Origin of the sequence: Pseudomonas sp. SED1 (assembly GCF_034044025.1) — a bacterium.
In the GTDB taxonomy this organism is placed as follows: Bacteria; Pseudomonadota; Gammaproteobacteria; order Pseudomonadales; family Pseudomonadaceae; genus Aquipseudomonas.
Genome location: NZ_JAXCIS010000227.1, coordinates 76991 through 88914 on the forward strand (window position 1 = coordinate 76991; position 11924 = coordinate 88914).

Below are 11924 nucleotides of genomic sequence, written 5' to 3' on the forward strand. Positions count from 1 at the left end.
CCGCCCCATGGTCTCGGCCATGGGACGGTTTCAGCTAGTACCCCCTCCTCGCTTGCCGGATAATCGGATTCTGTTTGCTGTTGGCCCTTTGCTGGCCGTGGCTTTTCCGGGTTCCAACGCAATGATCAAACCATGAGCCTGATTCAACGTATCGACGCCCTGCTGCCGCAAACCCAATGTGGTAAATGTGGGCATCCTGGCTGCAAGCCCTATGCAGAAGGCATTGCCCAAGGCGAGGCGATCAACAAGTGCCCACCGGGCGGCCAGGAAACCATTGCCGGCCTGGCGCAGCTGCTGAAGCTCCCGGTGCTGGAGCTGGACACTTCACGGGGCGAAGCGCCCGCACAGATCGCGTTTATCCGTGAAGCAGAGTGCATCGGCTGTACCAAATGCATCCAGGCCTGCCCGGTGGACGCCATCGTCGGTGCTGCCAAATTGATGCACACGGTGATTATCGACGAGTGCACCGGCTGTGACCTGTGTGTGGCGCCCTGCCCGGTTGACTGCATCGAAATGCGCCCGTTGACCACGGTGTTGCCGATTGTCGGCGGGCTGGCCACCAATGATCATGAGCGCCAGGCACGCAGCCTCAAGCGCGATCGGGCAAGGCGGCGGTTTGAACAGCGCAACGCGCGGCTGCAACGCGAGGAGGAGCAGAAACTCGCCGAACGCCTGGCACGCACCAAGCGCGCTGCTCCGGTGGCTGCGGCGACGGCGAACCCGGTCCAGGCCGCCATTGAGCGGGTTCGTGCACAAAAAGCCGCCGCGATGGACGCCGCCTTGAAGAAGGCCAAGATCAACCTGGCCATGAGCCGTGCCCAATTGCACAAATCGTTGAAAGCCTTTGGTCACCCGCCGACCTTTGAACAGCAGTCGCAGTTGATCATCCTGCAACAACACTTCGAAACAGCAGAGCAGGCGCTTGCGGCACTGGTGGCGGCCGATGCTCGCACTTGAAGCCCTTGATCATCAGCCGCACGTTATGAAGCGTGTACTGCGGATGACCGCCGCGTTTATCCTGCTCGGGTTATTGGGCCCGTTTTTCGTAATCACACTGACTGTCTGCAAGGAACCGCTCGCCCCATGAACGCCGCAAAACGCCTGGAAATTTTCCGTCGGCTTCACGAAGACAACCCGGAACCGAAAACCGAACTGGCCTATTCTTCGCCGTTCGAGCTGCTGATCGCCGTGATTCTTTCGGCTCAGTCCACAGACGTCGGCGTCAACAAGGCCACGGCCAAGTTGTATCCCGTAGCCAATACTCCGGAGGCGATCTACGCGCTTGGGGTTGAAGGGTTATCCGAGTACATCAAGACCATTGGCCTGTACAACAGCAAGGCGAAGAATGTCATCGAGACCTGTCGGCTGCTGGTGGAGTTGCACGGCAGCGAAGTGCCGCAGACACGTGAAGCCCTGGAAGCACTTCCAGGCGTAGGCCGCAAAACCGCCAACGTGGTGCTGAATACGGCATTTCGCCAACTGACCATGGCGGTGGACACACACATCTTTCGGGTCAGCAACCGCACCGGGATTGCCCGCGGAAAGAATGTGGTGGAGGTGGAAAAACAATTGATGAAATTTGTGCCCAAGCCCTATCTGCTGGATTCACATCACTGGCTGATCCTTCACGGACGCTATGTCTGCCAGGCCCGCAAGCCGCGCTGTGGCAGTTGCCGCATCGAAGACCTGTGTGAATACAAGGAAAAGACTTCCGACGATTGAGCCATCATTGCTTTTATTGATGAGTCGATTGAAAAAATCTTTTTTACCAGGCTCAAGATTATCGCTATAAGGAGCGCCAACGGCAGTCTTAGCCTGGAGTTAACCTTATGAGCACTGGCAAAGAACAACTGGATGTAGAAGACGACGTTGTTGGCGCTGAATCCGACGATGATGCAGCGGAAGCGCCGGTAGAGGTGGCCAAGACCAATTTGAGCAAACGCCGCACCATCGACAACCTTCTGGAAGAGCGGCGCTTGCAGAAACAGTTGGCCGATTACGACTTCGATCTCTAATCGACCCAACGACAAACAGAAGCCTCCCCTACGGAGGCTTTTTTCTGACGGCATGTAAGTGCGCGGCCGACCTATACCAACCCGTTGCGCTGGGCCAGTTCGATCAAGTCCACCAGAGAACGTGCATTGAGCTTGAGCAGCAAGCGGGTCTTGTAGGTACTCACGGTTTTGTTGCTCAGGAACATGCCATCGGCGATCTCCTTGTTGGTTTTGCCGCGGGCCAGTTGCTGCAACACCATCATCTCCCGGCCGGAAAGGCGCTCGACCATGTCCGCTTCGCTGGCGTTACCCATTGTGGAGCGCACCGAGTTCAGCGCCTGGTTGGGGAAATAGCTGTACCCGCACAGCACCGCCTTGACCGCGCTCAACAGCTCGGTGAGATCCTGCTGCTTGCACACATAGCCGGCGGCACCCGCCTGCATGCAGCGCATGGAAAAGTGTCCTGGCGCCTGGGAAGTCAGCACCAGCACCTTGAAGGGATGGGCCTGTTTGGTAGAGGACAGCCGGCATATAACTTCCAGGCCATCGAGTTTAGGTATTCCAATATCCAGTATGACAATGTCCGGCATATGCTCCCGTGCAAGTTGCAAGGCATCGACACCGTTATCGGTCTCGGCAACGACCTCATAACTATGACGTTCCATTAGCATACGCACAGCAAGACGAATGACGGGATGATCATCCACGATCAGCACTTTATTCATGGGCAAGTCCAATTTCGCTGTTCGAATTATTAAGAGCAAGCACAATAGCCTAGTCGTTTCCCGCTTGGCATAGTGCTCCCCCCCAAGCAACAGCAAGCAGAGACCCAACCCACAACGACATAGGATTTAACCTACAAAAAAACGCCCAGGTGGAGGTGTCCAGTTTTGTTGAGGCTTTCAGACCTTTCCTAGCGCAAACATATTTTGAGTGAAAATTCCCAAGGTTACGGGGTGCGGAGTAAACGTAACGCACACAAGTTTCAGGAAACGCCCCTTGTACGTTGTCAGAAAGCCCGTGGTTCCGGGCTGAAACCCACGTTTTAAAAGTTCCATGCGACATTCTTGATTACGCTCCAGAAATCCTACAGGCATGTCAGTAGCTGACATATTCGTCGTACATTTCTGAGTGAAATTTCTGTAGTACATAGTTCCTACACACGAGAAAAAAACCACTTTCAACAATGCATCTCTTATCGGACGAAAATAATAAACATTGCACCCTTAAAATATAAACATTACGCCCTTGAGCACAGGGTGGTCTTGAGCTGAACTATAAACGCAGCATCCTGCGCAAAGACTTAAGCCGGATTTTCAGCCAAAAAAAAATGGCCCTCGAAGGGCCATTTTTCATTGCAACTTAAAGCACTCAGAACAACTTGCGACCTTTGTTGGCCGCAATACGCATGCGCAAAGCGTTCAGTTTGATGAAGCCTGCCGCGTCTGCCTGGTTGTACGCGCCGCCATCTTCTTCGAAGGTGGCGATATTGGCATCGAACAGCGACTCATCGGACTTGCGACCGGTCACGATCACGTTGCCCTTGTACAGCTTCAGGCGCACAACGCCGTTCACGTGGGCCTGGGAAGCGTCGATCATCTGTTGCAACATCAGACGCTCCGGGCTCCACCAGTAGCCGGTGTAGATCAGGCTGGCGTACTTGGGCATCAACTCGTCTTTGAGGTGAGCCACTTCACGGTCCAGGGTGATGGACTCGATGGCGCGGTGAGCGCGCAGCATGATGGTGCCGCCCGGGGTCTCGTAGCAGCCACGGGACTTCATGCCCACATAACGGTTCTCGACGATGTCGAGGCGGCCGATACCGTGTTCGCCGCCGATACGGTTCAGGGTCGCCAATACGGTGGCCGGGGTCATTTCGACGCCGTCCAGCGCGACGATGTCGCCGTTGCGGTAGGTCAGTTCCAGGTACTGGGCCTTGTCAGGAGCGTTCTCCGGGGAGACGGTCCACTTCCACATGTCTTCTTCGTGCTCGGTCCAGGTGTCTTCCAGCACGCCGCCTTCATAGGAGATGTGCAGCAAGTTGGCGTCCATCGAGTACGGGGACTTCTTCTTGCCGTGACGCTCGATCGGGATGGCGTGCTTTTCAGCGTAGTCCATCAGCTTTTCACGGGACAGGAGGTCCCATTCACGCCACGGAGCAATGACTTTTACGCCTGGCTTCAAGGCATAGGCGCCCAGCTCGAAACGCACCTGGTCGTTGCCCTTGCCGGTGGCGCCATGGGAAATGGCGTCAGCGCCGGTTTCGTTGGCGATTTCGATCAAGCGCTTGGCGATCAGCGGACGTGCGATGGAAGTACCCAGCAGGTACTCGCCTTCGTAGACAGTGTTGGCGCGAAACATCGGGAAAACGAAATCGCGGACGAACTCTTCGCGCAGGTCGTCAATGTAGATCTCTTTCACGCCCATGGCTTGCGCCTTGGCACGTGCAGGTTCGACCTCTTCGCCCTGACCCAGGTCAGCGGTGAAGGTCACCACTTCACAGTTATAAGTATCCTGCAGCCACTTGAGGATCACCGAAGTGTCCAGGCCGCCGGAATACGCGAGAACGACCTTGTTTACGTCGGCCATGCCATCACTCCACGGGGTTGTACGGAAAGGCGTCGATTCTACCGACCAAAACCGTGAAATTACAGGGGCGCGACAGCAAATGAAGATAAAGCGACAGATTATGTCGAGCGGGCGACGAAACGCCGCACCTTATGAGGTGGCGGCGGCGTTGCCTGGCGCTTTGGCTTGGGGCGCCGGTTTTTCGGGGGCTACCACCCGTTCGAGTTGAATATTCACCCGACGGTTTTTCGCCCGGTTGGCCGGATTGGTGTTCGGCGCCAACGGGTAGCTTTCACCATGGAAACGCAGGGCAATCTGCGATTCATCGATGCCATTGGCCTTGAAGTAGTCCATCACCGCCAATGCTCGACGCCGCGAAACATCACGATTGGTCAGGCGATTGCCGCTGTTGTCGGAGTGGCCGTTCAACTCGATGTGGTTGACCGTCGGGTCGGCTTTCATGAACTCGAGGATCACCGAGAGCTTTTTCTTGGCCGCCGCATCCAGTTCGATGCCACCACCCGGGAAACCCACTTCAGTCTGTTTGACCTGCTCGAAATTCATCGGCAGCAGCTTGGTGGTGCACAGCTGATAGTCGTTGTACGCCTTGTTGAATTTCACCGGCAACAGGCGAATCTCAGAGTACCCGCCATCGCGCCCATAGTGCCGCACAGTCGGGCTACGACCTTCGAGCAAGCCGGTGAACAAGCGCCCGGCCTGGGCCTGGGAGCTATTAAACAGCACATCACCACTGCCGACGCGCACCGCGCCGAGGTTGATATCACCACGCCCGGGCTGCCACGGCGCAGCAGCCGCCAACAGGGTTGCGGAACCGGCACCCAACGAGCCGCTGAAGGCTTTCAGACGAAACGTCGCCTGCTCGCCGGCCCGGCGCACGAACTCCCCCGAGCCGAAATCAGTGATCGGCTGGGTCAAGCGACACTCGAATTTATCGCCCGCCACCTTCCACTCAATATTCTCCAGACGTGTCTGGAACGTGAGGGCCATCGCGGGCAGGCTGGCGAACACACTGAGCAGGGCTAGATAATGCTGGCGCACGGGAGGCTCCACAGGTTTCTACAACACATCAAGGCGTCATACATCGTTAAGGCATACCCAGGGATATCGGTCGCATCCTGCAAAACTTGATAGCGAGTGCCTGCAAGAGTCTTTTCCGGTAGCATTCCCACCAGATTGACCCGCCTGGAATCCCCAATGTCCGACCGCCTGACCCTGCTGCGTCCCGACGACTGGCATATTCATCTTCGCGATGGTGCTGCGTTGCCCCAAACCGTGGCCGATGTAGCGCGCACGTTTGGCCGCGCCATCATCATGCCTAACCTGGTACCTCCGGTGCGTAACGCCGCGGAAGCCGATGCCTATCGCCAGCGTATTCTCGCTGCACGACCGGCCGGCAGCCGCTTCGAACCCCTGATGGTGCTGTACCTGACCGACCGCACCCAGCCCGAAGAAATTCGCCAGGCCAAAGCCAGCGGTTTCGTGTACGCCGCCAAGCTGTACCCGGCCGGTGCGACCACCAACTCCGATTCCGGCGTCACCAGTATCGACAAGATCCTGCCGGCCATCGAAGCCATGGCCGAAGTGGGCATGCCGCTGTTGATCCACGGTGAAGTCACCCGCGGCGATGTCGATGTATTCGATCGTGAAAAGATCTTCATCGACGAGCACATGCGCCGCGTGGTCGAGCGGTTCCCGACCCTCAAGGTCGTGTTCGAACACATCACCACCGCTGAGGCCGTGCAGTTCGTCACCGAGGCTTCGGCCAACGTCGGCGCGACCATCACCGCCCATCACCTGTTGTACAACCGCAACCACATGCTGGTGGGCGGGATTCGGCCGCACTTCTATTGCCTGCCGATTCTCAAGCGCAACACGCATCAGGTGGCGCTGCTTGATGCCGCCACCAGTGGCAGCGAGAAATTTTTCCTCGGTACCGACTCTGCGCCCCACGCCCAACACGCCAAGGAAGCCGCGTGTGGTTGTGCCGGTTGCTACACCGCGTACGCGGCGATCGAGTTGTATGCCGAAGCGTTCGAACAACGCAACGCCCTGGACAAGCTTGAAGGGTTCGCCAGCCTCAACGGCCCGCGTTTCTACGGCCTGCCGGCGAATACCGACCGCATTACCCTGGTCCGTGAAGACTGGACCGCCCCCACCAGCCTGCCGTTTGGCGAGCTGACCGTTATCCCGCTGCGCGCCGGTGAAACACTGCGCTGGCGCCTGCTGGAGGAACACCCGTGAGTGAAGACCATTACGACGACGACCAGGAACACGGCGGCGGTGGTGGCGGTTCCCGTCACCCGATGGCCGAGCGTTTTCGCGGCTACCTGCCGGTTGTCATCGACGTAGAAACCGGCGGTTTCAATTGCGCCACTGACGCATTGCTGGAAATCGCCGCTACGACTATCGGCATGGACGAACAGGGTTTTGTGTTCCCGGAACACACCCACTTCTTCCGCGTCGAGCCGTTCGAAGGCGCCAACATCGAAGCCGCAGCCCTGGAGTTCACCGGGATCAAGCTCGATCACCCGCTGCGCATGGCAGTCAGTGAAGAAGCGGCGCTGACCGACATCTTCCGTGGCGTGCGCAAGGCCTTGAAGGCCAATGGCTGCAAGCGCGCGATCCTGGTGGGTCACAACAGCAGCTTCGACCTGGGCTTCCTCAACGCCGCCGTGACGCGCCTGGACATGAAGCGTAACCCGTTTCACCCGTTCTCCAGCTTCGACACCGCGACCCTTGCCGGCTTGGCCTATGGCCAGACCGTACTGGCGAAAGCCTGCCAGGCGGCCGGTATCGACTTCGACGGTCGTGAGGCCCACTCGGCCCGCTACGACACCGAGAAGACGGCCGAACTGTTCTGCGGCATCGTCAACCGCTGGAAACAGATGGGCGGCTGGGAAGACTTCGGCGACTGAAGCCAAATCCCGCGCATAAAAAAACCGGCCTTCTCAGGCCGGTTTTTTTGTCCCGCGAATCTGGCTTACAGCTTGCCAGCGTTCTCGGTCAGGTAAGCCGCAACGCCTTCTGGCGAAGCGTTCATGCCTTTGTCGCCTTTTTTCCAGTTGGCAGGGCAAACTTCGCCGTGCTCTTCGTGGAATTGCAGAGCGTCGACCAGGCGGATCAGCTCTTCCATGTTACGACCCAACGGCAGGTCGTTGATGATCTGCGAGCGCACAACGCCCTTGTCGTCGATCAGGAACGCGCCACGGAAAGCAACGCCGCCTTCGGACTCAACGTCGTAGGCCTTGGCGATGTCGTGCTTCATGTCGGCAGCCATGGTGTATTTGACTTTGCCGATGCCGCCATCATTGATGGCGGTGTTGCGCCAGGCGTTGTGGGTGAAATGGGAGTCGATGGAAACGGCTACCACTTCAACGTTACGGGCCTTGAAATCGTCCATGCGGTGATCCAGGGCGATCAGCTCCGACGGGCAGACGAAGGTGAAGTCCAGCGGGTAGAAGAACACCAGGCCGTATTTGCCTTTGATGGCTTCAGACAGTTTGAAGCTGTCTACGATTTCGCCATTGCCGAGGACGGCTGGTACGTCGAAATCCGGGGCTTGTTTGCCGACGAGTACGCTCATTGGGTATCTCCTGATGGTGGTGACTTGAAGTAAAAGGATCCCTTCCAGTGTGCCGCAGGTAAACGACAGCCCTGTGACGGGATCACGCTTCGTGAAGACCGACCATCATACACGGCTCGGGAAAAAACCGTTCGTCAGTGGGTAACCAATCTGTTTCAAACACCCATGAAACTACTTTGACAATCATTCTCGTTAACATTAAGATCCATCGCACTTAAGCCTTACCCGCGATGGTTCTCCCTTATGTATGTCTGCCTCTGCACTGGCGTCACCGACGGACAAATCCGCGAAGCAATCTACGAAGGTTGCTGCAGCTACAAGGAAGTACGTGAAACCACCGGCGTTGCCAGCCAATGCGGCAAATGCGCCTGCCTCGCCAAGCAAGTGGTACGGGAAACCCTGACGCAGCTGCAAACTGCCCAGGCTGCGATCCCCTACTCAGCAGAATTTACACACGCTTAATTGATGTGTTTTAAAGAACCGGACTAAGTGTCCGGTTTTTTTATGCCCGAAATTCAAACAGTTAGCGCCAAGACGCGGAACACAAACATTCTTATTCCGATTAATTTTCATTTATTATTCAATAACTTAGGTTTGACAGTAGTAAATGCGCAGCTCAAACTCCGCCTTATATACAGCGAATACAGGGCAGGACCCCAATCATGAAAGGCGACATCACAGTCATCCAGCAACTCAACAAAATCCTTGCCAATGAACTGGTCGCGATCAATCAGTACTTCCTGCATGCACGCATGTATGACGATTGGGGCCTGGAAAAGCTCGGCAAGCGTGAATACAAAGAATCCATCAAGGCCATGAAGGACGCCGATGCGCTGATCAAGCGCATCCTGTTCCTGGAAGGCCTGCCGAACGTGCAGGACCTGGGCAAGCTGAGTATCGGCGAGCATTCCCAGGAAATGATCAACTGCGACCTGAACTTCGAGCGCAAGAGCCACACCGACCTCAAGGCCGCCATTGCTCATTGCGAAACCAAGGGCGACTTCGGCAGCCGTGAACTGCTGGAAGATATCCTTGAAGACCAGGAAGAACACATCGACTGGCTGGAAACCCAGATCGGCCTGATCGACAAAGTGACTATCGAGAATTATCTGCAATCGCAGATGGGTGAATAACCCTTAATTCCCGGCCACTAAAAAGCCCCGCTCTCTTTCGAGAAGCGGGGCTTTTTATTGCCGCAGCCTAAAACAAATCAGGCTTCGGTCTTCGCAGCGGCTTTTTCTGCTGCGTCTTTGATCAGTGCCTGCAACGAACCATCAGCCGCCATTTCGGTGATGATGTCGCTACCGCCGACCAGCTCACCGGCAACCCACAGCTGCGGGAAAGTTGGCCAGTTGGCGTACTTCGGCAGGTTGGCGCGGATTTCCGGGTTCTGCAGGATATCCACGTAGGCGAACTTCTCGCCACATTGCATGATTGCCTGGGAAGCCTTTGCGGAGAAGCCACACTGAGGCGCGTTAGGTGCGCCCTTCATGTAAAGCAGAATAGTGTTGTTGGCAATCTGCTCTTTGATCGTTTCGATGATATCCATGGAACACCTCGGCTGGAACTTTCCGACTCATGGGTCGGCACGGTGGCGCATTGTAACGCAAAGCCTAGCGTGACGCTCGGACTCCCCGACAGACAATCCTTACGCCGCCGCCACCTGCACGGGCACGCCGTTCAACGCCGCGTTGCCCGACAGCTCATCCAATTGCCGCTCATCCGTCAGGTCGTTCGCGCTCGCCCCCGGCTGCCCGCTGGCGATGGTCATCTGCACGCCCGGGCGGCCATGGCCCCAACCGTGGGGCAGGCTGACCACGCCGGGCATCATGTCGAGGCTGGCCATCACTTCTACTTCGATCATGCCGATCCGCGAACTGACCCGCACCCGCTGGCCGTCACTCAACTGGCGATGGGCCAGGTCGTCCGGGTGCATCAACAACTGGTGACGGGGTTTGCCCTTCACCAGCCGGTGGTAGTTATGCATCCAGGAGTTGTTGCTGCGCACATGGCGGCGGCCGATCAGCAGTAACTCATTCACCTCAGGCACTGGCTGCGCGGCAAAGCGCACCAGGTCGGCGAGGATCACGGGCGGTGCGGCCTGCAAATGACCATTGGCGGTTTTCATGCGGCCCGCCAGGTTAGGCTTCAGTGGCCCGAGGTCCAGGCCGTGGGGGTGATCAGCCAGCGCGGCAATGGACAAGGTATCGCCATAAGGCCCGGCCCGCAGCCCGAAGTCGATCATCTGCGCCGGCGGCATGGTCGGTTTGAGTGTATTCCCCGTCTTCGCGGCAAACGCCTGGGCCAGGCCGACGAAGATTTCCCAGTCATGCAACGCGCCTTCGGGCTTTGGCAGGATGGCGCGATTGAAGCGGGTGACATTGCGCACCGCGAACATGTTGAACGTGGTGTCGTAGTGATCGTTTTCCAGCGCCGAGGTGGACGGCAGGATCAAGTCGGCATAACGCGTGGTTTCGTTGATATACAGGTCGACGCTGACCATGAACTCAAGGCCATCCAGCGCCTGCTCAAGTTGCCGCCCGTTAGGCGTGGACAACACAGGATTGCCCGCCACCGTCACCAACGCGCGGATTTGTCCTTCACCCTCGGTGAGCATTTCTTCAGCCAGTGCCGACACCGGCAGCTCGCCACCGTACTCCGGTCGCCCGGAAACCCGGCTCTGCCAGCGATTGAAGTGCCCACCGGAGGTGGAAGCCACCAAGTCGACTGCCGGCGTGGTGCATAAGGCACCGCCCACTCGATCCAGATTGCCAGTGACCAGGTTGATCAGTTGCACCAGCCAATGACACAGCGTGCCGAACGCCTGGGTCGACACGCCCATGCGGCCATAACACACGGCCGTTTCAGCCGCCGCAAAGTCCCGCGCCAACTGGCGGATCTGCTCGGCGGGTACCGCGCATTGACGGCTCATGGCCTCGGCGGTGAATCCGGCCACGGCGTGGCGCACTTCATCCAGGCCGTCGATCGGCAGGTGACTGTCACGGGTCAGGTTCTCGGCGAACAGCGTATTAAGCAAACCGAACAACAACGCGGCATCGCCGCCCGGGCGTACAAACAAGTGCTGATCGGCTATGGCTGCCGTCTCGCTGCGCCGCGGGTCAACCACCACGACTTTGCCGCCCCGGGCCTGGATGGCCTTCAGGCGCTTTTCCACATCCGGCACGGTCATGATGCTGCCGTTGGATGCCAGCGGGTTGCCGCCGAGGATCAGCATGAAGTCGGTATGGTCGATGTCCGGGATCGGCAGCAGCAGACCGTGGCCGTACATCAGGTGACTGGTGAGGTGGTGGGGCAACTGATCCACCGACGTGGCGGAAAAGCGGTTGCGGGTCTTGAGCTGGCCCAGGAAGTAATTGCTGTGGGTCATCAGGCCATAATTGTGCACGCTCGGGTTGCCCTGATACACCGCCACCGCATTCTGCCCGTGACGCGCCTGGATGCCCGCGAGGCGCTCGGCTACAAGCGCAAAGGCGTCGTCCCACGGGATAGGCTGCCATTCACTGCCCACCCGCAACATGGGCTGGTGCAGGCGGTCCGGGTCGTTCTGGATGTCCTGCAGGGCCACGGCCTTGGGGCAGATATGGCCACGGCTGAACGTGTCCAGCGGGTCGCCCTTGATTGAGGTGATCGCCAGGCTCCCGTCTTCACCCTGGGTAGTTTCCAGTGTCAGGCCGCAGATGGCTTCGCACAGATGGCAGGCACGGTGGTGGAGAGTCTTGGTCATGGCCAGTCTCTTT

12 protein-coding genes and 1 pseudogene are annotated in these 11924 nt (G+C 58.0%); 7 read left to right on the top strand and 6 right to left on the bottom strand.

The annotated features are described in order from the left end of the window. Window positions 1-114: 114 nt before the first annotated feature. The 3 genes and pseudogenes from rsxB to SNL23_RS28655 form a co-directional block, all read left to right on the top strand. A pseudogene (gene rsxB / locus SNL23_RS28645) lies at window positions 115-942 on the top strand (electron transport complex subunit RsxB); the annotation flags it as partial. 141 nt (window positions 943-1083) lie between these two features. After that, entirely contained in the window at window positions 1084-1722 is a 639-nt protein-coding gene (gene nth, locus SNL23_RS28650; protein WP_010170146.1) for an endonuclease III, read from the top strand. A 107-nt stretch (window positions 1723-1829) separates the two neighbouring features. After that, window positions 1830-2015, top strand: coding sequence for a PA3496 family putative envelope integrity protein (locus SNL23_RS28655; RefSeq protein ID WP_003208696.1), 186 nt, complete (start codon window positions 1830-1832; stop codon window positions 2013-2015). A 71-nt stretch (window positions 2016-2086) separates the two neighbouring features. Here the strand turns inward: SNL23_RS28655 and SNL23_RS28660 are convergent, their stop codons facing one another. The 3 genes from SNL23_RS28660 to SNL23_RS28670 all read right to left on the bottom strand — a co-directional run bounded on the left by SNL23_RS28660 (window position 2087) and on the right by SNL23_RS28670 (window position 5621). Further along, entirely contained in the window at window positions 2087-2719 is a 633-nt protein-coding gene (locus SNL23_RS28660; protein ID WP_003208698.1) for a response regulator transcription factor, read from the bottom strand. A 646-nt stretch (window positions 2720-3365) separates the two neighbouring features. Beyond that, on the bottom strand, window positions 3366-4583 hold the full coding sequence (locus tag SNL23_RS28665) for an argininosuccinate synthase (RefSeq protein WP_048720141.1): 1218 nt from the start codon (window positions 4581-4583) through the stop codon (window positions 3366-3368). A gap of 129 nt (window positions 4584-4712) precedes the next feature. Continuing rightward, a complete protein-coding gene (locus tag SNL23_RS28670) occupies window positions 4713-5621 on the bottom strand; it encodes a flagellar protein MotY (RefSeq protein WP_318304401.1) in 909 nt (302 codons plus the stop codon). 156 nt (window positions 5622-5777) lie between these two features. Between SNL23_RS28670 and pyrC the strand changes: the two genes are divergently transcribed. Together pyrC and rnt are read left to right on the top strand one after the other, a co-directional pair. After that, window positions 5778-6824 (top strand): dihydroorotase, encoded by a 1047-nt coding sequence (gene pyrC / locus SNL23_RS28675; protein WP_076015416.1) that lies wholly within the window; start codon window positions 5778-5780, stop codon window positions 6822-6824. After that, a complete protein-coding gene (rnt, locus tag SNL23_RS28680) occupies window positions 6821-7498 on the top strand; it encodes a ribonuclease T (RefSeq protein WP_076015417.1) in 678 nt (225 codons plus the stop codon). The genes pyrC and rnt overlap by 4 nt, the downstream gene beginning before the upstream one ends. 65 nt (window positions 7499-7563) lie before the next feature. Here the strand turns inward: rnt and SNL23_RS28685 are convergent, their stop codons facing one another. Next, on the bottom strand, window positions 7564-8166 hold the full coding sequence (locus tag SNL23_RS28685; RefSeq protein ID WP_003172097.1) for a peroxiredoxin: 603 nt from the start codon (window positions 8164-8166) through the stop codon (window positions 7564-7566). Between the two features lie 243 nt (window positions 8167-8409). Here SNL23_RS28685 and SNL23_RS28690 point away from each other — a divergent pair, with 243 nt between their 5' ends. After that, window positions 8410-8628: a bacterioferritin-associated ferredoxin gene (locus SNL23_RS28690; RefSeq protein ID WP_003208706.1), complete on the top strand. Its 219-nt coding sequence runs from the start codon at window positions 8410-8412 to the stop codon at window positions 8626-8628. Window positions 8629-8828: 200 nt separating this feature from the next. Then, window positions 8829-9299 carry a bacterioferritin gene (bfr, locus tag SNL23_RS28695; RefSeq protein WP_076015418.1) on the top strand — a complete coding sequence of 157 codons (471 nt, stop codon included), beginning with the start codon at window positions 8829-8831 and terminating at the stop codon, window positions 9297-9299. A gap of 77 nt (window positions 9300-9376) precedes the next feature. Here the strand turns inward: bfr and grxD are convergent, their stop codons facing one another. Both grxD and SNL23_RS28705 read right to left on the bottom strand, forming a co-directional pair. Then, window positions 9377-9715, bottom strand: a complete 339-nt coding sequence (grxD, locus tag SNL23_RS28700) for a Grx4 family monothiol glutaredoxin (protein ID WP_034118308.1) — start codon at window positions 9713-9715, stop codon at window positions 9377-9379. A 99-nt stretch (window positions 9716-9814) separates the two neighbouring features. After that, window positions 9815-11911, bottom strand: coding sequence for a molybdopterin oxidoreductase family protein (locus tag SNL23_RS28705; RefSeq protein ID WP_318304403.1), 2097 nt, complete (start codon window positions 11909-11911; stop codon window positions 9815-9817). Between the last annotated feature and the right edge of the window lie 13 nt (window positions 11912-11924).

Bases quoted from the DNA above. Each gene is read 5' to 3' on its own strand.
- bfr (WP_076015418.1), top strand. From the start codon at position 8,829: ATGAAAGGCGACATCACAGTCATCCAGCAACTCAACAAAATCCTTGCC.
- SNL23_RS28685 (WP_003172097.1), bottom strand. From the start codon at position 8,166: ATGAGCGTACTCGTCGGCAAACAAGCCCCGGATTTCGACGTACCAGCC.
- pyrC (WP_076015416.1), top strand. From the start codon at position 5,778: ATGTCCGACCGCCTGACCCTGCTGCGTCCCGACGACTGGCATATTCAT.
- SNL23_RS28660 (WP_003208698.1), bottom strand. From the start codon at position 2,719: ATGAATAAAGTGCTGATCGTGGATGATCATCCCGTCATTCGTCTTGCT.
- SNL23_RS28665 (WP_048720141.1), bottom strand. From the start codon at position 4,583: ATGGCCGACGTAAACAAGGTCGTTCTCGCGTATTCCGGCGGCCTGGAC.
- grxD (WP_034118308.1), bottom strand. From the start codon at position 9,715: ATGGATATCATCGAAACGATCAAAGAGCAGATTGCCAACAACACTATT.
- nth (WP_010170146.1), top strand. From the start codon at position 1,084: ATGAACGCCGCAAAACGCCTGGAAATTTTCCGTCGGCTTCACGAAGAC.
- SNL23_RS28655 (WP_003208696.1), top strand. From the start codon at position 1,830: ATGAGCACTGGCAAAGAACAACTGGATGTAGAAGACGACGTTGTTGGC.
- SNL23_RS28705 (WP_318304403.1), bottom strand. From the start codon at position 11,911: ATGACCAAGACTCTCCACCACCGTGCCTGCCATCTGTGCGAAGCCATC.
- SNL23_RS28690 (WP_003208706.1), top strand. From the start codon at position 8,410: ATGTATGTCTGCCTCTGCACTGGCGTCACCGACGGACAAATCCGCGAA.